General features: G+C 40.4%; 22 protein-coding genes. 5 read left to right on the top strand and 17 right to left on the bottom strand.

The genetic code is table 11. The annotated features are described in order from the left end of the window. The 3 genes from lexA to hprK are packed head-to-tail and all read right to left on the bottom strand — an operon-like array spanning nucleotide 1 to nucleotide 1,907. Nucleotides 1-615 carry a transcriptional repressor LexA gene (lexA, locus tag Q0N70_RS07670; protein ID WP_013702390.1) on the bottom strand — a complete coding sequence of 205 codons (615 nt, stop codon included), beginning with the start codon at nucleotides 613-615 and terminating at the stop codon, nucleotides 1-3. Nucleotides 616-618: 3 nt separating this feature from the next. Continuing rightward, complete coding sequence (locus tag Q0N70_RS07665; protein ID WP_276780891.1) at nucleotides 619-885, bottom strand: HPr family phosphocarrier protein; 267 nt, start codon at nucleotides 883-885, stop codon at nucleotides 619-621. Between the two features lie 32 nt (nucleotides 886-917). Beyond that, on the bottom strand, nucleotides 918-1,907 hold the full coding sequence (gene hprK / locus Q0N70_RS07660) for an HPr(Ser) kinase/phosphatase (RefSeq protein WP_277299619.1): 990 nt from the start codon (nucleotides 1,905-1,907) through the stop codon (nucleotides 918-920). 48 nt (nucleotides 1,908-1,955) lie between these two features. Here hprK and Q0N70_RS07655 point away from each other — a divergent pair, with 48 nt between their 5' ends. The 4 genes from Q0N70_RS07655 (at nucleotide 1,956) to Q0N70_RS07640 (ending at nucleotide 7,498) form a co-directional block, all read left to right on the top strand. Next, nucleotides 1,956-2,720, top strand: coding sequence for a class I SAM-dependent methyltransferase (locus Q0N70_RS07655; RefSeq protein WP_277299620.1), 765 nt, complete (start codon nucleotides 1,956-1,958; stop codon nucleotides 2,718-2,720). 558 nt (nucleotides 2,721-3,278) lie between these two features. After that, the gene (locus Q0N70_RS07650) at nucleotides 3,279-3,590 is read left to right on the top strand and encodes a hypothetical protein (RefSeq protein ID WP_277299621.1); all 312 of its coding nucleotides are present in this window, start codon (nucleotides 3,279-3,281) and stop codon (nucleotides 3,588-3,590) included. Between the two features lie 97 nt (nucleotides 3,591-3,687). Further along, entirely contained in the window at nucleotides 3,688-5,778 is a 2,091-nt protein-coding gene (locus Q0N70_RS07645; RefSeq protein WP_294015497.1) for a cation:proton antiporter, read from the top strand. A gap of 136 nt (nucleotides 5,779-5,914) precedes the next feature. Further along, nucleotides 5,915-7,498 (top strand): RecQ family ATP-dependent DNA helicase, encoded by a 1,584-nt coding sequence (locus Q0N70_RS07640; protein ID WP_294015495.1) that lies wholly within the window; start codon nucleotides 5,915-5,917, stop codon nucleotides 7,496-7,498. On the opposite strand, the gene Q0N70_RS07635 is transcribed toward Q0N70_RS07640, so the two are convergent. The 11 genes from Q0N70_RS07635 to Q0N70_RS07585 all read right to left on the bottom strand — a co-directional run bounded on the left by Q0N70_RS07635 (nucleotide 7,410) and on the right by Q0N70_RS07585 (nucleotide 20,027). Continuing rightward, nucleotides 7,410-10,286 carry a pitrilysin family protein gene (locus Q0N70_RS07635; protein WP_294015493.1) on the bottom strand — a complete coding sequence of 959 codons (2,877 nt, stop codon included), beginning with the start codon at nucleotides 10,284-10,286 and terminating at the stop codon, nucleotides 7,410-7,412. The two genes, Q0N70_RS07640 and Q0N70_RS07635, sit on opposite strands and share 89 nt — an antisense overlap. 114 nt (nucleotides 10,287-10,400) lie before the next feature. Next, the gene (locus Q0N70_RS07630; protein ID WP_294015491.1) at nucleotides 10,401-12,920 is read right to left on the bottom strand and encodes a heavy metal translocating P-type ATPase; all 2,520 of its coding nucleotides are present in this window, start codon (nucleotides 12,918-12,920) and stop codon (nucleotides 10,401-10,403) included. A gap of 48 nt (nucleotides 12,921-12,968) precedes the next feature. Next, nucleotides 12,969-13,334, bottom strand: a complete 366-nt coding sequence (locus Q0N70_RS07625; RefSeq protein WP_294015489.1) for a heavy-metal-associated domain-containing protein — start codon at nucleotides 13,332-13,334, stop codon at nucleotides 12,969-12,971. Nucleotides 13,335-13,352: 18 nt separating this feature from the next. Further along, a complete protein-coding gene (locus Q0N70_RS07620) occupies nucleotides 13,353-13,667 on the bottom strand; it encodes a metal-sensing transcriptional repressor (RefSeq protein ID WP_294015486.1) in 315 nt (104 codons plus the stop codon). Between the two features lie 196 nt (nucleotides 13,668-13,863). After that, entirely contained in the window at nucleotides 13,864-15,042 is a 1,179-nt protein-coding gene (locus Q0N70_RS07615; protein WP_294015484.1) for a phosphoglycerate dehydrogenase, read from the bottom strand. A 15-nt stretch (nucleotides 15,043-15,057) separates the two neighbouring features. Then, on the bottom strand, nucleotides 15,058-16,179 hold the full coding sequence (gene serC, locus Q0N70_RS07610; protein ID WP_294015482.1) for a 3-phosphoserine/phosphohydroxythreonine transaminase: 1,122 nt from the start codon (nucleotides 16,177-16,179) through the stop codon (nucleotides 15,058-15,060). 300 nt (nucleotides 16,180-16,479) lie between these two features. After that, complete coding sequence (locus tag Q0N70_RS07605; RefSeq protein ID WP_294015480.1) at nucleotides 16,480-17,337, bottom strand: putative ABC transporter permease; 858 nt, start codon at nucleotides 17,335-17,337, stop codon at nucleotides 16,480-16,482. A 31-nt stretch (nucleotides 17,338-17,368) separates the two neighbouring features. Beyond that, nucleotides 17,369-18,025 carry a TetR/AcrR family transcriptional regulator gene (locus Q0N70_RS07600; protein WP_294015478.1) on the bottom strand — a complete coding sequence of 219 codons (657 nt, stop codon included), beginning with the start codon at nucleotides 18,023-18,025 and terminating at the stop codon, nucleotides 17,369-17,371. Nucleotides 18,026-18,125: 100 nt separating this feature from the next. Further along, a complete protein-coding gene (locus Q0N70_RS07595) occupies nucleotides 18,126-18,950 on the bottom strand; it encodes a GNAT family N-acetyltransferase (RefSeq protein ID WP_294015475.1) in 825 nt (274 codons plus the stop codon). A gap of 11 nt (nucleotides 18,951-18,961) precedes the next feature. Continuing rightward, the gene (locus Q0N70_RS07590; protein ID WP_294015473.1) at nucleotides 18,962-19,426 is read right to left on the bottom strand and encodes a GNAT family N-acetyltransferase; all 465 of its coding nucleotides are present in this window, start codon (nucleotides 19,424-19,426) and stop codon (nucleotides 18,962-18,964) included. A gap of 13 nt (nucleotides 19,427-19,439) precedes the next feature. Next, nucleotides 19,440-20,027 carry a DJ-1/PfpI family protein gene (locus tag Q0N70_RS07585; protein ID WP_294015471.1) on the bottom strand — a complete coding sequence of 196 codons (588 nt, stop codon included), beginning with the start codon at nucleotides 20,025-20,027 and terminating at the stop codon, nucleotides 19,440-19,442. A 255-nt stretch (nucleotides 20,028-20,282) separates the two neighbouring features. Between Q0N70_RS07585 and Q0N70_RS07580 the strand changes: the two genes are divergently transcribed. Then, the gene (locus tag Q0N70_RS07580; protein WP_294015468.1) at nucleotides 20,283-21,482 is read left to right on the top strand and encodes an SUMF1/EgtB/PvdO family nonheme iron enzyme; all 1,200 of its coding nucleotides are present in this window, start codon (nucleotides 20,283-20,285) and stop codon (nucleotides 21,480-21,482) included. A gap of 3 nt (nucleotides 21,483-21,485) precedes the next feature. On the opposite strand, the gene Q0N70_RS07575 is transcribed toward Q0N70_RS07580, so the two are convergent. The 3 genes from Q0N70_RS07575 to Q0N70_RS07565 form a co-directional block, all read right to left on the bottom strand. Then, the gene (locus Q0N70_RS07575) at nucleotides 21,486-22,229 is read right to left on the bottom strand and encodes an AAC(3) family N-acetyltransferase (RefSeq protein WP_294015466.1); all 744 of its coding nucleotides are present in this window, start codon (nucleotides 22,227-22,229) and stop codon (nucleotides 21,486-21,488) included. Between the two features lie 297 nt (nucleotides 22,230-22,526). Then, nucleotides 22,527-23,291 (bottom strand): SUMF1/EgtB/PvdO family nonheme iron enzyme, encoded by a 765-nt coding sequence (locus tag Q0N70_RS07570; RefSeq protein WP_294015464.1) that lies wholly within the window; start codon nucleotides 23,289-23,291, stop codon nucleotides 22,527-22,529. A gap of 32 nt (nucleotides 23,292-23,323) precedes the next feature. Further along, nucleotides 23,324-23,756, bottom strand: a 433-nt coding sequence (locus Q0N70_RS07565) for a hypothetical protein (protein ID WP_294015462.1), incomplete at its 5' end; no start/stop codon positions are given.

The raw sequence follows: 23,756 nt of genomic DNA, 5'->3' as shown, positions 1-23,756 counted from the left end.
CTAGTATGTTCTTACAAGTCCAACCATTATTCCTGCAATCTGAACGTCCCGTGTGTAAATCGGCTGGAAATCTGGATTTTCTGGCTGAAGGCGGATTCTTTCTTCTTCACGGTAAAATCTTTTTAATGTGATTGCATTGTTTACAACGGCGACAACAATCTGGCCTTCTGTGGCGATTTCTGCCTGCTCGATTATTGCAAGGTCTCCGTCAAGAATTCCGGCATTTGCCATGCTTGCTCCGCGGACGTGAAGGGCAAAGTAGCTTTTTCCCGGGCGCACAAAAGGCTCTGCGATGTTTACATAACCGTCAAGGTTTTCTTCGCAAAGAAGAGGCTTTCCTGCGGCAACAGTTCCAAGCAGCGGAATTTTTGCTAGGAACGGCTTTGTTTCCCTTACAAGTCCGTCGTCTTTTAAAACACGGATTGAGCGCGAGCGTTTCTGGCACTGCGAAAGATAGCCTTTTTTCTGGCAGGCGGCAATATGATCTTGCACGGCTCTAAGTGAAATTCCGAAGTTTTCTCCAATTTCGCGTACAGTCGGAGGATAGCCGTTTTCTTCTGTAAAACGCGCGATAAATTCCAGAACTTCCTTTTGCCGGTCTGTAAGATTTTTCATCGGCTACTCCTCTTCAAATTTCGCTTCAAAAAGGTTGAAAATCGCTTCGGCAGCTTCTTTTTCGTCCGAGCCTTCAGCCTTTAGAGTTATGTTTGTGTTGTATCCAGCCGCCATTGTGATAACTCCCATTATTGACTTGGCATTTACGGTGGTCGAGTCTTTTTCAAGGATTATTTCGGATGAAAATTTGTTTGCTGTCTGGGCAATCAATGCTGCAGGTCTTGCGTGGATTCCTGCGCGGTTTCTAACTGTAAGAATTTTTTCTGTCACAGTGGCACTTCCTTTGTTTTTATTTTTTGGACTCAATAAGAGTCTTCTTTTCCATAGTAATCTCTTTGGGCTGCTCCAGTTTCTATCCAGCGCAAAATGTTCTGGTTGAATTCCTGCGCGGAATAGTAGCCCATTGTTTTTAATCTTTCGTTCATTGCGGCGGCTTCAATTATAATTGGAAGGTTTCTTCCCGGTTTTACAGGAATTTCTATAATCGGAATTTTTACGCCCAAAAGATCTATAAAAGCTCCCTTTGTTCCGATTCTGTCATAGACTTTTGTCTGGCTCCAGGCTTCAAGCTTTATGACCATTTGCACTTCTTTTTGCTCACGGATTGCGCCGACTCCATAAAGCTGAGCGATGTTTATAATTCCAAGCCCGCGGATTTCCATGTGGTGGCTTATAAGCTTGTTTGCTCCCTGTCCGATAATTGAGTTTCCGTTTACGCATCTTATTTCAACAATGTCGTCCGCAACAAGCCGATGTCCGCGCTCAACAAGCTCAAGCGCAGTTTCACTTTTTCCGACGCCGCTTTCTCCAATAAGAAGAATTCCAACGCCGTAAACTTCTACAAAAACTCCGTGGAGCGTTTTTCTTGGCGCAAAAATATTTGAAAAAACTCTTAAAAGCCGCTGTGAAAAATCAGTTGAAATCAAGTCAGTCTGAAGTACCGCGCATCTTGAAGATTCCGCGATTGAAAGAAAAAATTCCGAAGGCTCAATGCTGTGGCTAAAAACTATGCATGGCATCTCATAAGTAAAGAATTTTTTTATAAGGTCGAAATTTCCTTCGGATTCAAGCTTTCTAAGATAGGCGGATTCTCCTCTTCCAAAAAGCTGGACGCGTTCATAGGCAAACGACTCATAAAATCCGGAAATTGCAAGCCCTGGGCGGTTTATGTCGGAAACAGTTATTTCCCTATAAAGACCCGACCTTCCTGCAATGCACTTCATGTTCAGAGAGTCCTGGCCTTTTAAATCCAAGTCAAGAAGGTCTAATACTGTTATCTTTTTTTCCGACATATATATAGTATACAACTATGAATAAATAAACTCAATATGGAATGACTAATGAAAAACAAAAAAACTGAAACTGAATGGTTTGAAAACGAAGATTTCTGGCTGAACTACGGGCCGATTATGTTTGACGGGCAGCAGTGGGCGCAGGCGGCAGGAATTGCAAAAAGCGTGGTGAATCTTGCGGAGCTTGGCGAAGGGGAGCGCGTGCTGGATGTTTGCTGCGGGCCTGGAAGAATCAGCGTGGAGCTTGCGCTTCTTGGACTGAACGTTACTGGCGTTGACATTACCCAGCCGTTTTTGGATGCGGCAAAGGAAACTGCGCAGGATGAAGGCGTTCAGATTGAATTTATAAACAAGGACATGAGAACTTTTTCTTCACGCAAGAAATTTGACGCCGCCGTGAACATTTACAATTCGTTTGGCTATTGCGACAAAATCAGCGACGACATAAAAATCCTAAAAAAAGTGAATGCTGCCCTTAAAAAAGGCGGAACCTTTGTTCTTGAATGCATAAGCCGCGAAACTGCCGTAAAATATTTTACAGAAGGCGAATGGTTTGAGCGCGCCGGAATGACAGTCCTTACAGAATTCAAAGTTCAGGGTGCATGGGAAGGCTTGCTTTCAAAATGGATTTTAATTGGCAAGGACGGAAAACGAATTGAGCACGAATTTATCCAGCGACTATATTCCGCCGCCGAGCTACGCGACATTCTTTGCAAAGAGTGCGGATTTTCTTCTGCGCAGGTTTTCGGAGGATTTTGCGGCGAACCTTACGACCAAAACGCCAAAACAATGGTAATTGTGGCAAAAAAGTAATTTTGTAAACTTGAGTTTTATACATAGCTTTTATTCCCTGATAGAACTCTTGTCATTCTCCGGCTTGATCGGGGAATCCGTTTTATCACAGAAGATTGCCGTGTCAAGCACGGCAATGACAGTTTGTTTGTCATAATAATGAAATTTATTATCACATAAATGACATTTAAATGGCTGTTTTTATTAAAACTTGAAGTTAAAGGCAGGCAGCATATAGATTCTTTGATTTCTCTGGAGAATTAACTGTATTCTTCAATTTTTATGCAAAATTTTCAAGAATATTGAATATTCTAGGAGAATAAGATATATTCTTGCATTTTTATACATTTTACAGAAGAATATTGTATATTCCTCAAGAATATTAAATATTCCAGAAGAATATATGATATTCTTGTAGAATTTCTCATATTCCTGAAGAATTTCTTTTGTTCTTGAGTTTTTAGGCGTATTCTTGAGAATTTCCTCCTGTTTTAGTTGTTTTTATACAGTTCTATGCTTATCTTTTATTTATAAGGAAATTCATTTTTTCAGCTTAAAAAACTAAGAAGGGGGCAAAGAATGGGAGAAACATTCGCGCAGAAACTGAGCGATGCAAGGCTTATGGTGTCTGGCATCAGGGCGCACATGGAGGAGCTTGCCAAGGTGAGCTTGGGAGAAGAGCAGGCCGTTCAAATTGAAGAAATGGTCAATGGAATCCGCGAGCTGGACAGCAAGCAGGAAAAGCTAAAGGCCGATCTTAAGTCTTGCACCGCTGAGCTTACTGAAAAGACGAAGCTTTTAAGCAAAGAAGTTCTTGATGCAAAAAGGCGTGTTAAGCTTACGATTCCGCAGTCGGGCTGGAAGGAATTCGGCATTGCAGACAAGAAGTAGCTTTATTCCTGCTTAAGTTTTGAAGCCTCTGTGTATTGTATAGGTCTAAAAAAGGTTATAAAATACGGACTTATATTTTTACATGGAGGCTTTTTTTTTGGAAGGCGATATTACAGCCCGGATGGGAAATCTTGTTATTCAAATCGGAGTTTTGCTTTTTGCTGTCCGCTTTTTTGGATTTCTTGCTAAGAAAGCTAGAATTTCATCAGTTCTTGGCGAGCTGATTGCCGGTGTTGTTATTGGTCCTTACGCTTTGGGAGCAATTCCGCTTCCTGGATTTCCGTCTGGAATTTTCAGTTTGAATTCTGTTTCGCTTGCTGTAACTCCTGAGCTTTACGGCTTTTCTACCGTGGCTTCTGTTATCTTGCTTTTTGCTTCCGGCCTTGAAACTGACCTTGCGCTTTTCTTGCGCTATTCACTTGCTGGCGGCGTAATTGGTCTTGGCGGAGTTGTTGCTTCGTTCCTTTTGGGCGATGTTGCCGGAATGATGCTTTTTGGCTGCGGAATAATGGATGTAAGATGCCTTTTCCTTGGAATTATGTCCACCGCGACTTCTGTAGGAATTACGGCGCGCATTTTATCTGACAAAAAGAAGATGGATTCCCCGGAAGGCGTTACGATTCTTGCGTCGGCTGTTTTTGATGATGTTCTTGGAATTATTCTTCTTGCTGTTGTAATGGGAATTGTCGCGGCTTTGAGTTCTGAAGGCGGACAAGTTTCTATTGACGGAGCTAAGATTCTTTTGATTGCGGCGCGCGCTTTTGGAATATGGCTCGTGTTTACCGCTGCGGGTCTTTTGTTTTCAAAGAAAATTGCAAAGTTCCTTAAGCTTTTTAAGCATTCGTACGATTTTTCAATTTGCGCTTTGGGAATTGCGTTGCTTCTTGGCGGCTTCTTTGAAAAGCAGGGGCTTGCGATGATTATTGGCGCGTACATTACAGGACTTTCGCTTTCTGCAACAGACATTGCGGCGATTATTCAGGAAAGAATCCACGGACTTTACAAATTTTTTGTTCCGCTGTTTTTTGCTGTAATGGGAATGATGGTGAATATGCGCGAGCTTATGTCCAAGGAAGTTCTTGCGTTCGGCGCGTTCTATACAGTTCTTGCGGTTGTTGCAAAAGTTGTTGGCTGCGGACTTCCTGCTTTAGGGTTCGGCTTTAACTTGAAAGGCGCTTTGAGAATCGGCTGCGGAATGATTCCGCGTGGAGAAGTTGCTCTTATTATTGCGGGAATCGGTCTTACGGCTGGAATTCTTGACGAGCAGATGTTCGGCGTTGTTATTCTTATGACGCTTGTTACAACTTTGTTTGCGCCTCCTCTTATTTCTGCGGCTCTTTCTATAAGCGGAAAGGGAACAAAAAAAGAAACGCGCTCAACAGATAACGTTGCGTTTACCTGGGACTTTGGTTCTGATGAAATTGCTGACCTTGTAATTGACATTTTCCTTAAGGATCTTAGAAGCGAAGGTTTTTATGTTCAGATGATGAATATTTCCGACGGAATTTCCCAGGCAAGAAAAGACGGAATTTCCCTTTCAATTACAGAAACTGAGTCTGTTGTAAAAATTGAAACAAGCGCGGAAGATTCAGGCTTTGTGAAAAACGCGATGTACGAAGTTTTAATCCGCCTTGGAAATCTTGTTCAGGATTTAAAGGAAAACTATGTTCCTGAAAAAATAAATTTTTTTGATCAGAGCGAAGTGAGCCGCACAAGTTCCGACATCCTTAAGCTTTTTGCGCCGGACGCTGTTTCTGTTGATTTGAAGGGAACAACAAAAGAGCAGATTCTTCAGGAAATGGTTATGCTTCTTGCAAATTCCGGGGCTGTGCGCAACTGGGAAACTGTTCTTTCAGATGTCCGCGAGCGCGAAAATATTATGAGCACTGGAATGCAGCACGGAGTTGCTTTCCCGCATGGAAAATCCGACGCCGTCACTCACACTTGCGTTGCCTTGGGAATTAGCCGCAATGGTGTGGACTTTGATTCCCTTGACGGTGAAAAGTGCAAGGTCTTTGTTATGATTGTTTCGCCTAAAAAAACTTCTTCGCCTCACATGCTTTTGCTTTCTTCTATGAGCTACATTCTGCGTGATGAAAAAAATGTTGAAGAGCTTTTGAAATGTCCTGATGCGAAATCTCTTTTTGAAAAGATGAAGAAATTTGCCGCGCGGAAAAATAATTCTTAGAATGAATAAAAGTTTTTAGTTAATCCAACATTTTTTGTTTTTCTTAAGCAATAAAGTTTTTATCAGAAAAAATCAGGCTGCCTAGTAAAGTAAAATTTATTAGGCAGTTTTTTTTTGCAAATAAAAAGAGGACTTTATGGCAGAAGAAAACAATGATGAATTTTGGACAGCTCCAGAATCGGAAGAAGAAAACACTTTGGATTCTGATGAAGTTTTGCAGGCGGCAAAAAAAGCGTTTGGCATTTCGTATTTTTTTCCGTGGCAGAGAATTGTAATTGCAAATATTTTGGATTCGGCAAATCCAAGAAATGATGTTTTAAAAGATGATGTCTGTTCGAATGGACGGCAGATTGTTTTGCTTCCGACTGGAGCTGGAAAATCGCTTTGCTTTCTTGCGCCGGCTTTGCTTTTAAATAAACCTACGCTTGTTATTTATCCTTTGCTTGCGCTTATTTCAGATCAAAAAAGAAGAATGGATGAAGGCGGCCTTGACTGCGTTGTGTTTCGCGGCGGTCAGACTGATTTGGAGCGTGAGGAAAATTTTATGCGCATAAAGAACGGTGCAAAAGTGATAATTACAAATCCAGAGGCGTTGCAAAATCAAAATCTTTTGGAGCGGCTTTGTTCGTTTGGAATTGTTCACATTGCAATTGACGAGGCGCATTGTGTAAGCGAGTGGGGCGATTCCTTTAGGCCTGCTTATTTAAATCTTGGCGATGTTATAAAAAAAATTAATCCGCCGGTTGTAACAGCTTTTACTGCGACTGCTTCGGAAAGTGTTCTTGCAAGAGTTTCTGAAGTTCTTTTTGATGGAGAGGCGAAAATTGTAAGAAGTGAAAGCGACCGTCCGAATATTCATTATCAAGTCGTAAAATGCTATGCGAAAAAACGGACTGCCTTTTTGCTTGCGCTGACGGAACAAAAGCCGCTGATTGTTTTTTGCGGAACTCGTGCAAAATCTGAAGACATGGCGAGGGAACTTTCTGCTTACTATGGAAATGACAAAGTGAAATTTTATCATGCTGGAATGACCCGTGAAGAAAAGCAAAAAGTTGAAAAATGGTTTTATCCGAAAGATGATGCGATTTTGTGCTGCACTTGCGCTTTTGGAATGGGAGTGGACAAGAAAAATATTCGCACTGTTATTCATTTGGAGCCAAGCCCAAGCGCGGAATCTTATATTCAGGAAGCCGGCCGCGGAGGAAGGGATGGAAAAATTTCAAATGCGATATTACTTTGGAGTTTTAACGATCACAAAAAATTTTCAGCAGTAAAAGAAAATGACAGAAGAAAAGTTATGCAGAAATTTGCAGAAAGTAAAACTTGCCGCCGTCAAATTTTATTGGATGCGTTGGGCGGAGAACAGGCGACGTGTGATGGCTGTGATGTTTGCTCTGGAAAATCAGATAAAAAAATTGCGCTTGATGCAAAAATTGTTATGGAACTTGTAAGAAAAAATCCAAACCGTTTTACTCAAGATGAATTGAATCAAGAAGCGATGATTGCCTTGAATAAATCGGCTGGAAAAAATTGCTCGGTAAATATTTATGAACATTCAGATACGGATGAAATTATAAGTCAGCTTAAAATGCAAAAAATCATACGCATAAGAAAGTTTCTGTTTAAAGGACTTATTGCTCCTGCTCGCCAAAATTTAAAGTTGTATTTTCGCCAGTTATTGCGAACCAAGCGGAAGGATTTTCAACCCAGTATTTTTTGAAGACACGGAGAATTTCTTGAGCTGTAGTTTGCTTGATTTGCTCTAGCTGCTTTAAGTCATAGTCGATGTCGTTGAACTGAATCAAATTGTAGCCCAGTATTGAAACTAATCCTGCGCTGGTTTGCTGGCTTTGATAAGTCTGGTTTATATATGAATTTTTATAGCCTTCCAAATTTTGTTCAACTGTTGAAAATTCATAGCTTCCATCTGCATTTGTTTTTTCTACGATTTTATCATTTGCCATGTAGTTTCTTGCTTCTTTCATTGTTTTTTCAAAATTGCTAAAATCAGAAACTTTAAATAAATGTTCAATTCCATAAGGAGCTTTTGAGCCTATGACATAACTCTGCGGCGAATAGCAAATTCCGTAGTGCTCTCTTACAACGTTAAAAAGAATGTCTGTGTAAATATTTCCTGCAAGCACACATGGAATAAAATCTGGTTCAGTATTTGCCGGGGAAGCGAAAACTTTTGTAATGTACGCCGTTCCTTCTGCTGACGAGTGGCGAAGCGTAACTGGCGCATTTTTTTGTATGCTGATTGGCTGTACGTTTTTTCTTGTTGTTTCTTCATTTGAAAATTTTAATTTTCCAATTGTGCTGTTTAGTTTTTTAATTAAAAAGTCTGAATTTATTTTTCCTGAAACAACAACAGAAAAATTTCCGTTTGCCAAAAGTTCCTTGTGGTAATTTTTTAGATTTTCTATTGTAATGTTTTTTATTGAATCTGGAGTTGCAAATGTTTTTGCTTCGTAAGGATGACCTTTGTAAAGTTCATTTGAAATTGTGTAAGCCAAAAAAGATTCCGGGTCGTTGAAAATTCCTTGGATTCTTTGGCGCAGGCTGTTCATTGTGTTTTCATATTCATCCTGTTTAAATGTAGGATTTAAAAATCCGTCCAGAAAAACTGGAAGTGTTTTTTCAAAATGCTTGTCCATTGCATTTAAGTAAAGCGCGCTTCCAGAAAGTTTTGAAAAATATCCTATGCTGGAATTTGTGTTGTATGAAATTTCTGTTCGTTTTTTGTATGAAAACTTTTTTGAAGAATCTGCCATGAAAGAAAACAATGTTGTTTCCATGCCGGATGTTTCTGGTGTAAGTTTTTCAACTCCGCCCGGACAAAGAATTGCAATGGAAATAATTTTGTCGCTTGTGTTATTTATGTAAACAGGAATTCCGTTTTTCAGTTTTTTAATTTCAATATTTCGCTTTGAAATTTTATTTTCAGTTTTTGTTTCTTGATTTTCTTGCGGAATGTAAATATTTTTTTCTTCTGCAAATTTGTAATTTGAATTTTGAACTGGCTCTTTTAATTCGAATTGTTTTTCCTGCCACCATCTTTTTTCATCTGAGCGGATTTCGTAGAATCCTGCATTTTCAAAATCTTCTTTTGTGCTTTTGTAAATTTCAGGATTTAAAAGAACACTTACGAGCGGCTTTTTGTTTGATATATATTTTTCTACGATTCTTTTTACATCGTCCTGCGTAACTTTTGAAAGGTTGTCGTAATAGCTGAAAAAATATTCTGCATTTGTATTTGTCCACCAGCTTCGGATGCTTGTCAAAAGTTCTGACGGAGTTTCTGTTGCTTGTGTCTGACTATCTTTTAATTGTTCTATAATTTTTGATTTGTATGATTCTGTAAAGAATTTTTTTTCATTTGCGATTTTTGGAATAATTGAATTTTGAATTTCTGAAAGAATTTTTTCTGCTCGTTCTGGCAGCAAATTTTTCGGCTCTGTTACAATTGTTCCGAACTCAAAAAGTCCGTTCGCTCTTACTGTTGCATATTGCGCCCAGGAATTGTTGAAGTCTGGAATTTTAAATTCTGAATTTTTGTAAAGCGACTGAATGTATTCTCCGTTTGGCTCTGACAAAAGATACATAAGATAGTCCGCGGCATAAGTATCTTGCAAATCAAAGTCTGCGTCCGGACCTCTGAACTGAATCATAACCTGCACAAGTTCTTTTGTGATTTTGTCAAAAGGCATTACGCAAAATTGTGTGTTTTCAAACGGCTCTTTTTTCTGCTGAGTGGAAGGCTCAATGTTTGAATTGTTGTTGCTCCAAGTTCCGAATATTTTTTCTGCAAGCTTGAAAGTTTCTTCAGGCTGAATGTCTCCGCCAATAAAAAGAGCGGCATTTTTGGGAATGTAATATTTTCCTTTTATTTCTTTTAGCTGAGCTGAAGTTGCATTTCTTACAGCGTCAAATGAACCGCCAGAATCAAGTTTGTAAGGCGCGTCTGGGAAAAGTTTTTTATTTAAATAGCTATAAAAAATTTTTGATGGATCTGATTTTCCGCCTTCAATTTCTGAAAGCACAACTTTTTTTTCATTTTCAAGTTCCTGTTCATCAAGAAGAGGAGAGCGAACCGCCGCATTCCAAAATGCAAGTCCTTCTTCAAGTTTGTTTGACGGCACTGTGAAAAAATAATTTACATGGTTTATTCCTGTTGTTCCGTTCCAGCTTGCAACTCCAAGATTCGAAAGGGCTCTGTTCACAGAAGCCGCATCTTTGTAAAGTTTGTTTCCCTTGAACATCATGTGTTCATACAAATGAAAAAGGCCTGCGGTCTTTGGAGTTTGCGTTATAGCTCCAGCTCGGATTGCAATTTCAATATAGACCAAAGGAACGGTGTGGTTTTCCGCGGCAAAAACTGTAAGCCCGTTTTCCATTTTGTATTCATATAAATTTTCAACGGGAGTTTTTTCAGCGTGAATAAAATTCAGTGTAAAAAAAAATACAAATAATGAAATAATCTTAATAAATTTTTTGTTTTGTTTCATAAGTTTATTTCACTGAATTTTTGTTAGATTTTCAAGAGTGTTTTGTTTTGCACGGAATAAATTTTTATTATGGAAGAAAGATGCCGTGGCTGCATTTTTACCACGGCGTTTTTTTTAGATTACTGTGTAACCAGCTTTTTTTACTGCATCTGCAATTTTTTTGTCATCGACTTCTTTTGAAAGTTTTAAGACAACTTTTCCTGTTTCGTGATCTGCTGCGGCTTCTTCAATTCCCTTGATTTTTTCAAGTGCTTCTTTTACGTGCGCCTCGCAATGTCCGCACATCATTCCTTCAACTTTGATAGTTTTTTCAACTGTTGGCATAGTAACCTCCTTTTGCCTTTTTAAAGATTGAAATTTATTTTCTGCTTTGGAAAATTTATACGGCTTAAAAAAATTCAGTCTAAGCGCATTTGTTACAACGCAAAAACTTGAAAGGCTCATTGCCGCAGCCGCGAACATTGGATTTAAAAGAAGTCCAAATGCTTTGTAGTAAACTCCTGCCGCAAGTGGAATTCCTGCAATGTTGTAGAAAAATGCCCAGAACAAATTTTCATGAATGTTTTTTAATGTCGCTTTGCTAAGCCGGATTGCCGCCGGAACATCTAGCAGTGAATTTTTCATAAGAACAACTTGCGCGGAATCTATTGCAATGTCGCTGCCTGCTCCAAGTGCAATGCCAATGTCTGCGCTTGCAAGTGCCGGCGCGTCATTGATTCCGTCTCCAGCCATTGCTGTTTTTCCTTTCGATTTTAAAGTTGCGATTGCCTTTGCTTTTCCATCTGGAAGAACACCCGCGATAATTTTTTCTATGCCGGCATTTTTTGCGATTGCCTGCGCTGTTCTTTCGTTGTCGCCTGTAATCATAACCGGAGTTACTGACATTGCCTTTAACTGTGAAACCGCCTGCGCGCTGTCGTCTTTTATTTTATCTGCGACACAAATCATTCCAAGAATTTTATTTTCCTTTGCAAATATAAGTGGAGTTTTTCCTTCGGAAGAAAATAAAATTGTTTTTTCTTTTATTGATGAAATGTCTGCATTTTTTTCTATAAAAACTGAGTTGCCTGCAAGAAATTTTTCTTCTTTGATTTTGCATGAAATTCCATTTCCCGGAAGCGAAACAAAATCCTGCGTATCAAAAAGCTCTTCATTGGCAAAACTGGAATTGCTGTAAAATTTCATAATAGCTTTAGCAAGAGGATGCGAGCTTTTTGATTCAAGCGATGCCGCAATTTTTATAAAATCTTTTTCTGAAATATTATCTGCTACAACAATATCGGTTACTTCTGGCTCGCCTTTTGTTATTGTTCCGGTTTTGTCTAGCGCGACAATTTCTATTTTTCCAGTTTCTTCAAGAGAAGTTGCAGTTTTAAAAAGAATTCCATTTTTCGCTCCAACTCCGTTTCCAACCATTATGGCTACTGGAGTTGCAAGCCCCAATGCGCACGGACAGCCTATAACAAGAACTGCAATTGCTCTGGACAGTGCAAAGTTGAATTCCGCGCCGGAAATCAGCCAGACAAAAAATGTTATTGCTGAAATTAAAAGTACGGACGGCACAAAAATTCCAGAAACCTTGTCTGCTGTTTTTGCAATTGGAGCTTTTGTTGCGGAAGCATCGCTTACAAGTTTTATTATTTGTGAAAGAGCTGTTTCTTCTCCGACGCGCAATGCCTTGCATTTTAAAAATCCATTTAAATTTATTGTTGCCGAATATACTTCGCTTTTTGCAGATTTATCGACTGGAATGCTTTCTCCTGTTAATGCGGATTCGTTTACTGAAGATTCCCCTTCAATTACAATTCCATCAACTGGAATATTTTCTCCGGGCTTTACAATGAAAATTTCGTCTTTTTTTACTTCGCTTATTGGAACTATAATTTCTTTTCCTTCACGTATGACTGTGGCGTTTTCTGGCTTTAGCTTTATGAGGTTTTTTAGAGCGTTTGTGGTTTTTCCTTTTGAAATGGACTCAAGCATTTTTCCGACTGTGATTAAAGTTACAATCATTGCCGCGCCTTCAAAATAGAAGTTGTCCATGCATTTCATTACACGCTGCTCATCGCCCTTTAAAACTGCATCGGTCATGTTAAAAAGAACTACGAGGCTGTATGCAAATGAAACTCCGCTTCCGAGCGCAACAAGCGTGTCCATGTTTGGAGTTCCGTGAAGCAGTCCTTTAGTTCCGCTTATGAAAAATTTTCTATTGATGAATAAAATTACGATTGTAAGCAAAAGCTGAATAAGTCCCATCGCAACATGGTTTCCGTTGAACCAAGAGGGAAGGGGAAAGTTTAGCATCATGTGGCCCATGCTGAAGTACATGAGAATCAAAAGAAAAATCAACGAGACTGCAAGGCGGCTTTTTAAATTTTTTAATTCTGAATTTTCTAGCAATAGCTCCTGAGTTTCTGAATTGCTTGTTTTTTCATTGCCTGAAATTTTTGCGCCGTATCCTGCTTTTTCAACAGCTTGAATTATGCTTTTTGCGGAAGCTGTTCCTTCCACTGACATTGAATTTGTAAGAAGGCTTACAGCGCAAGATTCCACGCCTTTTACTTTAGTTACTGCTTTTTCAATTCTAGCCGAACAAGCTGCGCAGCTCATTCCTGAAATAAGAAATTTTTCCATTCGAACCTCCATTGCTTACAGACAAAAGCCAAGAATGAAATTTCCTTTTTATTGTGGAATAGTTTTTATAAATTTATATCCGGCGTTTTCAACAGCAGATTTGATTTCTTCTTCTGAAATATTTCTGCTTGCTTCAAAAACCGCAGTTCCGTTTTTAAAGTTTACTTTTTTTACAGAAAGCTCTTCAATTTTATTCAGCGAGTTCCATAGTTTTTTTGCGCACTCTGAACATTTCATTCCTTCTGTGAAGACTGTTTTTTTTTCAACAACAGGATTTTCAAGCTGTTTTTTTTCAACTAAAGTTCCGCCGCCTCCACCGCAGCAAGAACCTTCGCCTTTAAAATGTTTTATTGAATTTCTTAAGGCAAATGCAAAAACTACGATTATAAATAAAACCAAAATTATATTTATCATGTTTCCTCCCATGAAAATTTATTTCATAAGCTTTTGAAGTGTGTGGACAAGCTCATCAACAATTTCCTCGTCGCCATTTTTGATTCCTTCCGCAACGCAGCCTTTTATGTGGCTTGCAAGAAGCTCTTTTGTGAACGAGTTGAATGCAGCCTGGCACGCTGAAACTTGAATAAGAATGTCCGTGCAGTATGCGTCATTCTGGAGCATTTTTTTTACGCCGTTGACTTGCCCTTCAATTCTGCTGAGTCTGTTTACAAGTTTTCTTAGTTCCTCTTCAGGACGTTTTGTTGTCTTGTTTGCGCAGCAAGATTTTTTTTCTTCTTCCATTTCCATAATTTTTCTCCACTGATGAATTTTTTCTTATACTATACCACGCTACTGTATCTGTCAATATGTTGGGAAAATTTTGCAAACTATTTTTCAGCATGAAATGTAAAAATTTTTTTGCGGCGGATTTATTTAAAATAAAAAATCCCTGCGAATGTAAAATAAAATTTATTCCGCAGGGAAGTTTCTTAATAGAAAATTTTTAGTTGTAAATAGGTCTTACTTTTGTAACGTCTTTTATTGCTGCAAGATTTTCCAATGTCTGCTCGTTGACTTTTCCTGCTACGTCAATAATGTTGTAAGCAACTTCGCCGCGGTTCTGATTGACCATTCCTTCAATATTGAGATTTGCTTCTCCAAGAATTGTCGTGAACTGCGCAACAAGTCCCGGTTCGTTTTTGTGGCTTATGCAAAGTCTTGTTCCGCCGCAAGGAATCGGGTTGTCTGTTGTTGTCTTTGGAAAGTTTACGCTGTTCTTGATGATTCCGCGCTCAAGGAAATCACGCAGTTCTTTTACAGCCATTACTGCGCAGTTGTCTTCTGCTTCTGGAGTTGAAGCTCCCAAGTGCGGAAGGCAGATTACTTTGTCGCAGGCAATAAGCTCCTCTGCTGCAAAGTCTGTAACCATGCATGAAATTTTTCCGGCTCTGATTGCGGCAAGAACATCTTCATTGTTTACAAGTCCGCCGCGCGCAATGTTTATAAGCTTTACGCCGTTTTTCATGTTCTTGATTGTATTTGCATTGACAAAGCCTTTTGTGTCTGGAGTTTCTGGAACATGGAAAGTAAGGTAGTCAGCTTTTGCAAGAAGTGTGTCCAATGTTTCAGCGTGCTTAACCTGATGGTTCAAACTCCAGGCAGCGTCTACAGAAAGGAACGGATCATAGCCAATTACATTCATTCCAAGTTCTACGGCTGTGTTTGCAACCTGCGCTCCGATTGCTCCAAGTCCGATTACGCCTAAAGTTTTTCCTTTTACTTCCTGGCCGATGTAGTTCTTTTTTCCTTTTTCAGCGAGAGTTGCGATTTCAGCTCCTTTTCCGGCAAGGGAATTTACCCACTGGTTTGCAGCGATTACTGGACGGCTTGCCATAAGAAGTCCGAGAATTACAAGCTCTTTTACAGCGTTTGCGTTTGCTCCCGGTGTGTTAAAAACTACAACGCCTTTTTGCGCAAGGTCTTTTACAGGAATATTGTTTACGCCTGCTCCAGCGCGGGCAACAGCTTTTATGTTCGGATCGATTTCCATTGAAAGCATATCGTGGCTGCGAACAAGAATTGCGTCTGGCTTTACAATTTCGCTTGCAATTTCATATTCGTCGCGCGGAAAATTATCAAGTCCAACTGCGCTGATTCTGTCTAGTGTCTGAATCTTAAACATTTTTTTCTCCATTTTTTATTTGTTTTCTTCTGCGAATTTTTTCATGAATTCAACAAGAGCTTTAACTCCGGCTAGCGGCATTGCATTGTAAATTGAAGCTCTCATTCCGCCTACAAGCCTGTGGCCTTTAAGGTTTACAAGTCCTGCGGCTTCCGCTTCTTTTACAAATTTTGCATTGATTTCTTTTTCTTTTGCAATGTCTGCTTCATCTTTTGAGCCTGTTGAATATTTTGTAAGGAACGGAACATTCATTAATGAGCGGCTTCCTTTTTCTGCTGTGGCATGATAGAAATCGCTTGAGTCAAGATAGTCGTAAAGATAGTTTGCTTTTTCTACATTCAGCTTGTTGATTCCTGCATCTCCTCCGTTCTTTTCAATCCAGTCAAGAACTTTTCCAAGAACATAAATTGTGTAGCAAGGCGGAGTATTGTACATGCTTCCGTTGTCTGCGTGCGTTTTGTAGCAAAGCATTGTCGGTGTTCCTTCGCGTGGAGTTTCTGTAATCAAGTCTTCGCGGATTATAACAAGCGTAACTCCAGCCGGAGCAAGGTTTTTCTGCGCGCCTGCAAAAAGAAGTCCGAATTTTGAAACGTCAAGCTCCTCGCTCAAAACGCAAGATGAAATATCTGCTACAAGCGGAATTTTTCCAGTGTCGGGAATGTACTCGTAGTGAGTTCCCATTATTGTGTTGTTGAAGCAAATGTAAGCGTAGTCGTAGTCGCCTTCAATTTTTTCAACACGCGGAATGTAAGAATAATTTTTGTCTTCACTTGAAGCGATTATGTCAACTTTTATTCCAAGATGCTTTGCTTCTGCCGCCGCTTTTTTTGCCCAAACTCCAGTCTGAATGTAAGCCGCTTTGCCTGTGTGGATTCCAAGGTTTTCTGCGACCATTGCAAACTGAGTTGAGCCGCCTCCCTGCAAAAAAAGAATTTTGTAGTTTTCTGGAACTTTCATAAGCTTGCGGACTTGAGATTCCGCGTGGTCAATTATCGCCTGATATGTGCTTGAGCGGTGGCTCATTTCCATTACTGACTGGCCGCTTCCGTTGTAGTCTAGCATTTCTGCCGCGCATTCTTTTAAAACTTCTTCCGGCAAGCAAGATGGACCTGCGCTAAAGTTGTATACTCTTGACATTCTGTACCCCTTTTAATTTGATTTGTGAGAAAAATCACAATGATTTTGCTGTAATTTACTTAATTTTATAAGAAAAAAGAAGGCGTTTCCATTGAAATTTAGCCAAGGCTTACAAAAATTGTCAGAATTTGCTGATTTTATGCTGAAAATTGCCTTTATGTGAGAAAAATCACAATAATTCTGTATTTTTTACTGCAAAATTAGCATGGCATAAAAGACGCTTTTGAAACATTCTCTTGGTAAACAGTTTGTCATTGCCGTGCTTGACACGGCAATCTGTTGTAATTTTCAAGCTGTTAGTTACTTGCGGATTTTTCTCAAGCGTTCGTTGCGTTTTTTTTCGATGCTTTCCTTGAGCGTCTGCTTTATGTGGTCAAGCGGAAGTTTGTATTCGCGGCTGGACATTGTAGGAAATTTTCTGAAAAGGCTTTCTTCGTTGCGCTGTCTGCGTGAGAATTTTTCAAGCCGTTCTTTCATTTTTTCGCTTGCCTGAATTGAGCCGGATTCTATTCTTGATTTTACAGACTGAATCATTGTATGCAAGTTTGTGTCCGCAAACCAAGATTCGCTTCCGTATTTTTCCTTGAGCTGCTCGCCGAACATCTTGAGCTTTTCCATTGTCTCGCTGAATCTTACAAGCCGCTTTATCGTGAAAATCACATCGATTCCGAGCATTGTGCTAAATGCGTAGTAAACTGCAGGAATGAACGGCTGAATTTCAGGAGCAAAAATCAAGTTTACGGCTATTGGATGAAGAAAATGTTCAAGCGCAACTCCGCCAAGTCCGAATGCGCATGAATTTAAAAGGCAGATTCTTCCATTTAAATTGAAGTTATGTGCTGAATAGTCCCACCATTTTGTGTGGAAAATCGTTTCCAAAAGCCAGCTTGAAAAATATTCCAGAATCGAAGCTAAAATTGCCGACGCAACAAAAAGCCTGAACCAAGTTTCGCGCCAAGGATAAATTCCAAAAAGAATTATAAGCGCGCCGAATCCGTAAATAGGACAAATCGGACCGTGCAGCATTCCGCGTTTTTCGATTTTTCTGTAAAGTGAAGAAACCCAGATTTCCTCGCAAATCCATCCGACAAAAGAATAAAAAATAAAAAGCAAAAAAAGATGCTGGCTGTCAATCAAAGGCATATTTATCTGGCTCATTTTTTTACCTCAGGGAATTTTTGAAAAAATTTTAGGCGCACAAAAGTTTGCTGAACTGCTCCACAAGTCTGTTGATTTCGTCAATTCCCTTGTCGTCAGACTGAAGCGTAAAAAGCTCTCCTTCGCCGCTCTTGGGATTCTGAACTACAGCTTGCTTGCGTTCCAAAAGTCTTCGGTTTAAAAAATCGTTTATTCCGGCGCAGAACCATTTTGAAATTCCCGGAATTTGCTCTTTGGAAATTTTTATTTTTCCCAAATCTAAAAGGCATTCAAGCACGATTGCGGTCTGGGATTCAAGTTTTTCATTTTCTTCCTTTATAATCTGCGCGGTTTTTATGTCGAAATATTTCTGGCTTTCCACAAAAGTATAAATTTGAAACAGTGGCGCTTTTTCGTGCATTTTTACGTAGCGGCTTACGATTCCTTTTAGGACAGTTTCAACAGGATATTTTTTTGCCACGCTTTCAATTTCGGCGGGAATGAATGAAATGTTCTTTAAATATTCGGCGCAAGAAGAAGTTGTCTGCTCGATTATGTCATTGCGGCTTTCAAAGTGATTGTAAAGAGATGCTTTTTTTATTCCAAGTGATTCGGCTATGTCAGAAAGGCTTGTTCCTCCCGCGGACTTGTAAAACGCTGTGTCCAAAAGAGATTTTATAACATTTTCCTTTGTGATTTTTTCCGACATATAAACCTCGCTTTAACTACTAACGCTCGTTAGTCTAAATCAACTTGCCGGTTTTGTAAAGAGGAAAAATGGTGAACATTGCTGGGATTCAAAAAAACTTTCACCTCTTCCCGTTCATCTTTTCAATTTCCTCAATAGGTTTTGCGGTCAGTTCGCACCAGGCAGGACGGAAGCCGCTTCTGATTGCGTTTCGGGCGGAAACGATGTTTGACCAGGCGCAGCAGTAGAACGGAATTTTTCCGCGCCGCAAAGTTTCTTTCGCAAGTTCCCTCGTGAGAGTGGAGGCGATTCCCTTACGGCGGTATTCGGAAAGAACGTCAACTCCAATCTGCCACATTGTGTCGCAGTCCGCGGAACAGCCGGCAAGTCCAACGAGTTTCTGCGAATCTGAATCGAACGCGGCGATCGCAAGCACGTCAAGATTTTTTCTGTCCGCACAGAGCGCATTGCTCCATTCGTCAACGTAAAGGTTCTGAAAATCGCACGGCTCAAGAATTTTTGTGGTGAAGGCGTTTTCGTTCTTGCCGGATTCATTTTCCGAAAAAAGCTTGTTCACGTCGTGCAGCCAGTATTCCGCCATGAAGCACACGTCGAATCCGAGCGGACGCAGTTTTTGGGAAAGCACGTGCATGTTCGGCGTTTCAAAGCAGTGGTACCACACGAAGGACGAAATGTATTCCTCGACGATTGCGCAAAGTTCGGGCGAGCATGAGGCGACTATGTTGTTTCCGTAGCTCACAAGGTCGGCGGCAAACGGAAGCTTGAGGTACCGGCGCGCGTCCGCATTTTCCTTTGAGATGACGACTTTGTTTTTGCTCAGAAGAAAATCATCTGCGTTGCAGTTCATGTCAATCGCCGACTGCCTCATTGCGGTTTTGAGAATCTGTTCGTTTGTGACTTTTTGCGGAAATGAAATTGTGGACAAATCTGGTTCTCCTATAAATCCTTCACCATCGCTTCAGTGTTTGCGTGCCAGCCCATTGCCTCGTAGAGTTTTCGGCCGTCATCGGTTGCGTCAAGGCTGATTTCGGTAACGCCTCGTTCCTTTGCCTCGTCAATAAGAAATTCAAGCATTCTGCGAGCGATTCCTTTGCGGCGGAATTCTTTTTCAACGTGCACGTTCATAAGGTGTGCGCGTTTTCCGCTTTGGTGTGAGAAAGTCGGCATCATGTCCGTGTAGCAGAGCGTTGCGTTCCCCACGATTTGCGGTGTTCCGGTAGAATCGTTGGTTGCGATTACAGTTGTTCCGTCGCCGTGCAGAAAATATTCTTTTGTGACTTCCATGAACTCGGCGGAAAATTCGTAGTTATCGTCAAATCCGCAGACTTCGCGCATTGTTTTGCAGCGGGATTCCATTAGTGCGCCAATGTCTGCGTCGGTTGCTTTTCTGATTTGAATCATGTTTTGTTTCCTTTTAATTTTCTGAAAACTCGTCTTTTTCAGGGTTGTCGTTCCAGACGTATTCAATCCGCCTTGCAATTTCGTTCGCTTTGTTTTTGCCAAGAATGTCGGAAACAAAACCCAACGCCATGTCCATTCCGGCACTGACTCCAGATGATGTGTAGATTTTTCCAGCGACGACCCATCGAGCTTTTTTTACCCAAAGCGTTTTCTGCGAAGTTGTTTTTACCCAGTCAAAAGCCCTTTTGTTCGATGTCGCCCGGATTCCGTCAAGTGCGCCACATTTTGCGAGAAGGGCAGAGCCTGTGCAGACTGAAAGACAGAACTTTGATTTTTGGGCAAGTTGCTTTAATTTTAAAAGGAAATCTTCATCGTGAACAAGGCTTCTGGTTCCTTCGCCTCCGGGAATTAGCCAAACGCAATCTTCTTTTGATTCTGTGATTGGTTTTGTTACAATGGAAACATTCTGCGAGCTTGTTACGATTCCGCCTTCAACTGAAAAATAGTCAAGTTCAAATTCCTGAACTTTTCCAAAAATTTCTGCAGGTCCGAATGCGTCGAGTGTTTCAAATTTGTCAAAAAGAAGAATGTTTATTTTCATGCTCTCTCCTAAAAATGTTCTTTGTCATTATCCAACTTCTTTGTCATTATCTGGCTTGATCAGATAATCTCCTGCAATGGATTCCTGTGTCCGGTGTATGGGAATGACAAACTGATATGTCATTGTTGTGCTTGCCCCTGCAATCTTGCATGAATCAATGTTGCAATTTTACTTCTGATTCCGATTTTTTGCAATCTGTGAAGGATGGTGAAAATTTCTGTGTTCAATTTTCCGTTGCTGTAATATAATCTTTGCATGAACAAATTTCTTTTCATTTTATCCGCGGTTTGCATTCTGTTTTTCTCGTGCAATTTTTCCGGCGATAATTCCAACGACTACGCTTATTACAAAGTCGCTCCACGCACGGAAGATTCGCAGTTTTCTGTTTCAGGTTCAGGCTTAAAAATCGACATGATAAGCGTTTTGAATACGGACGCGATTGTTCTTGGCGAGGATGTTGAAAGTGTTACGAAAAATGTTCAGGTTGTGCCGTTCAGCATGTCAAAGTTCGAGGTGAGCTACAATGTTTGGCGTTTTGTGTATTCTTGGGCGACTTCTGATTTGCGCGGAAACAAGAAATATACTTTTGAAAATGCCGGCGCGGAAGGTCAGTATGGAGATTTGAGCAGCAGCAAACTTTTTAACGAGGGTGGCGAACCGCAGGATGAGGGAATTCCTGTTTGCGGAATAAACTGGCGCGATGCGGTTGTGTGGTGCAATGCCTTGAGCGAATTGTGCGGTCTTGCTCCGGTTTACTTCACGGATTCCGATTTTAAAAATCCTCTTAGAAATTCAATCTACGCGGAAGGCGAGAGTCCTTCAAATATTCCGCTTCCCTATGGAAATGCAAAGGCAACCGACATGACAAGTCTTGCAAAAGGAAATGTTGACAATCCGTATGTGAACAAAAATGCGGACGGTTTCAGGCTTCCGTATCTTTATGAATGGGAGTATGCCGCGCGCAAATGCGAGGACGGTTCTTTTATAAGCGGAAGAAATGCTCCCGGCGACAAAACCGGACCTTGCAACGGAAGCTCAAAGCCCACTCTTATGGACGAAATCATAGGAATTGAATTTGTCGCGCAGTCAAAAGTCGCAAAAAACTACGGCTGGAATATGAGCAACTCAATGCAGGACGGACCAAACAAAACTGCCGCCGGCTGGGACGACCGCAATTCCGCGTGCAAGATTCCTGCAAACGGCGGAATGAGAATCCACAAGCAGGGCGGAAAACTTCCTTCCAAGCTTGGATTTTACGACCTTGCCGGAAACGCCTACGAATGGTGCTACGATTTTGGCTCGCCCTACGACTGGAAATACGAAGTTTATCCTTACAAAAGCATGAAACAGGGCGGCTACAACGCGTCCTATTCATATTTTGAATCCTGCTACCGAAGAGCCGATCCATCTTACGTAAAAACCGGCGGACTTCGCCTTGCAAGAAACGCGGAGTGAAGACTATGATTTCTTCTTTAATTCCCAAAATCCGAATGGGTCTGTTTTTAGTTCATGCTCATAAAGCGAAACGACTTTTCCCACATCAAAAAGCATTGCCTTGCAGCTTCCGATGTCAAAATGTCTTATAAAGCCCATTTCGTCAGCCATGTTTTGAATTTTGTACCAGGCTTTTACAGGCGGATCTCCTGCTTCAATAAACCATTCTTCAGGCGGATAGATTTTGTTGACTTCTTCGCTTGGAGCAAATAGAACTGAAATTTCTTTTGGAGTGATTTCTTCAACATAATGCATTGCGGTAAGCTTATAAATGTCCACGCCCAAAAGCAGAGCCTTGCCTCCGTTGTGAATGGCAAAATTAAGTCCGCCAGTTACAGCTTCCTGCGCGTGTTTTCCCCAGCCTGAAATTTGCATTATTCCGCTTCCTGTAAGAGTTCCGTTTTGCAGCCTAAATGTGTCGGCGGTAATTCCCATTGCGCTTCTTTTTCTGTCGTTGGGAAGGATTTTTATTTTGCAGGTTATTCCAAGCTTTTTGTCTTCGTCTGTGAGCGTAAGGGCAGGGCTAAGCCTTAGTGCCGGCATAAAAATTGTGCCTTCTGAACCGACACATTCTTTGAGCGCGCTTATTACAGTTTCTGCTCCGCCTTCAACATAACCAAAACTGCTGAGGCTGCTGTGAACTTCAAGGCACATTCCTTCTTGCACGCCGTTTTTCTTAAGCGTATTTACGATAAAGCTCTTGTCCATTTTTTTCTCCCATAAAAAGTCAATGAGGAAATTTCAATTTCCGATTTGACTTTTTAGCACAATTTCGCAACAAAGTAAGAAATTGCAGTTGATAAGAAAGTTTGCAACGCAAACTTGTGAATAAAAACTTTGACGCTATTTTAGGCAAAGTTTTTATTACAGTCTCCATGTGATTAAGGATTTAACGATATTTTAGGGACTAGAGCCTATTACGTTTCTGAAAAAAAATCAACTTGAAAGCGCAACTTTGGAAATTTCCAAGCGGGTTGCAAAGTTGTCTTTTTGCTGTTTGCAACCTTATTTTGCATTCCTTACTACACGGAAAGAGTATGGGTAAGGACCTGCAGCTGTTATATATTCTTCTGGATAGAACATTTCTCTTTTGTATACAGGAACACTTTCGTATACAGAAATTGATGTTTCACGTTGTCCTCCTCTATATACTCTCATATCTCCATGGTTTGATCCATGCGGATCTTTTGAATTTTTGCTTTCGTTATAATAATCGCTAGAATACCAGTCCCAGCACCATTCTGGATTTCCTTTGCTAAAATCAGAAATGCTTATTTCATTCCGAGCGGCATATTCCCATTCTGCTTCCGTTGGCAATCGATAACCATTTGCATTCCAGTCGCAGGTAATATTTGGATATTTTGTTCGGGTTCTTTCTGCATAAGTAATATTGTCTTTTGAACCGTTAGAAGCGTAGCAAGGAGTAAGACCTTCATCTCTGCTCCGTCTGTTGCAATATACTATTGCATCATACCAAGTGATATTTCCTGCAGCAGTTGTACTCCATTGGCTTTGCGGAATTTGAATTTCTTCTCTATAAAATCCTTTGGGATATACACCAGTGTTACTCATCCATTCATCAAGTGTGATTTTAGTTTGGCTCATGTAAAAATCGCTTACAGTAACTGTGTGCACTGGAGCATCTTTTTCAGAATTGTTTCCCATCTGGAATGTGCCGCCTTTCACTAGAATCATATTGTTCTGTGCTGAAAGTGGAGCGATTGCAGCCAACGCTAAAACTGCCGCAAGAATAAATTTTGTTTGTTTCATAAAAATCTCCTGTTTTTATAGATTATTTTTGATTACTGAATAAGAGGCATAATTGTTGTGATATAAATTTGTTTGGCTCTGCTATAGCTGTTTATAACTACATAATGATTGCCAGCGCGCCAGTCATCCGTTACAAGGGCAACACTTACATCGCAGTTGCGCTGGTTCATCAAAGCTTTTACAGATGAAGCAACTTTTTGACTTGGGTTATATTTTTTTATATTGTCAAAATCAATTACATATCCCATGTTTTCAACCCAATAAGGAATATATTTATTAAAAATATAGCTGTCGTTCCCATCATGGTATGTATAAGAATCATAGAGCCAGTAATGAAGTTTTCTGCCGTCAACTATTGCCCAGCCATCCTGTTCTTTGTATGAATTTGCGACATCAAAAAATAGCTCTCCTTTAAGATGGCATGATATAAAAGGCTGGGAAAAAGTGGTACTCTGGTTTGACGGA

It is taken from the genome of uncultured Treponema sp. (assembly GCF_945873775.1).
Taxonomy (GTDB): domain Bacteria; phylum Spirochaetota; class Spirochaetia; order Treponematales; family Treponemataceae; genus Treponema_D.
Note: the sequence above shows the minus strand (reverse complement) of the source record. Positions and strands in the feature narration are given on the sequence as shown.

Excerpts from the sequence above, each read along its gene's own strand:
- lexA (WP_013702390.1), bottom strand. The coding sequence starts at position 615 with ATGAAAAATCTTACAGACCGGCAAAAGGAAGTTCTGGAATTTATCGCG.
- hprK (WP_277299619.1), bottom strand. The coding sequence starts at position 1,907 with ATGTCGGAAAAAAAGATAACAGTATTAGACCTTCTTGACTTGGATTTA.
- Q0N70_RS07655 (WP_277299620.1), top strand. The coding sequence starts at position 1,956 with ATGAAAAACAAAAAAACTGAAACTGAATGGTTTGAAAACGAAGATTTC.
- Q0N70_RS07650 (WP_277299621.1), top strand. The coding sequence starts at position 3,279 with ATGGGAGAAACATTCGCGCAGAAACTGAGCGATGCAAGGCTTATGGTG.
- Q0N70_RS07640 (WP_294015495.1), top strand. The coding sequence starts at position 5,915 with ATGGCAGAAGAAAACAATGATGAATTTTGGACAGCTCCAGAATCGGAA.
- Q0N70_RS07635 (WP_294015493.1), bottom strand. The coding sequence starts at position 10,286 with ATGAAACAAAACAAAAAATTTATTAAGATTATTTCATTATTTGTATTT.
- Q0N70_RS07630 (WP_294015491.1), bottom strand. The coding sequence starts at position 12,920 with ATGGAAAAATTTCTTATTTCAGGAATGAGCTGCGCAGCTTGTTCGGCT.
- Q0N70_RS07625 (WP_294015489.1), bottom strand. The coding sequence starts at position 13,334 with ATGATAAATATAATTTTGGTTTTATTTATAATCGTAGTTTTTGCATTT.
- Q0N70_RS07620 (WP_294015486.1), bottom strand. The coding sequence starts at position 13,667 with ATGGAAATGGAAGAAGAAAAAAAATCTTGCTGCGCAAACAAGACAACA.
- Q0N70_RS07615 (WP_294015484.1), bottom strand. The coding sequence starts at position 15,042 with ATGTTTAAGATTCAGACACTAGACAGAATCAGCGCAGTTGGACTTGAT.
- serC (WP_294015482.1), bottom strand. The coding sequence starts at position 16,179 with ATGTCAAGAGTATACAACTTTAGCGCAGGTCCATCTTGCTTGCCGGAA.
- Q0N70_RS07605 (WP_294015480.1), bottom strand. The coding sequence starts at position 17,337 with ATGAGCCAGATAAATATGCCTTTGATTGACAGCCAGCATCTTTTTTTG.
- Q0N70_RS07600 (WP_294015478.1), bottom strand. The coding sequence starts at position 18,025 with ATGTCGGAAAAAATCACAAAGGAAAATGTTATAAAATCTCTTTTGGAC.
- Q0N70_RS07590 (WP_294015473.1), bottom strand. The coding sequence starts at position 19,426 with ATGATTCAAATCAGAAAAGCAACCGACGCAGACATTGGCGCACTAATG.
- Q0N70_RS07585 (WP_294015471.1), bottom strand. The coding sequence starts at position 20,027 with ATGAAAATAAACATTCTTCTTTTTGACAAATTTGAAACACTCGACGCA.
- Q0N70_RS07580 (WP_294015468.1), top strand. The coding sequence starts at position 20,283 with ATGAACAAATTTCTTTTCATTTTATCCGCGGTTTGCATTCTGTTTTTC.
- Q0N70_RS07575 (WP_294015466.1), bottom strand. The coding sequence starts at position 22,229 with ATGGACAAGAGCTTTATCGTAAATACGCTTAAGAAAAACGGCGTGCAA.
- Q0N70_RS07570 (WP_294015464.1), bottom strand. The coding sequence starts at position 23,291 with ATGAAACAAACAAAATTTATTCTTGCGGCAGTTTTAGCGTTGGCTGCA.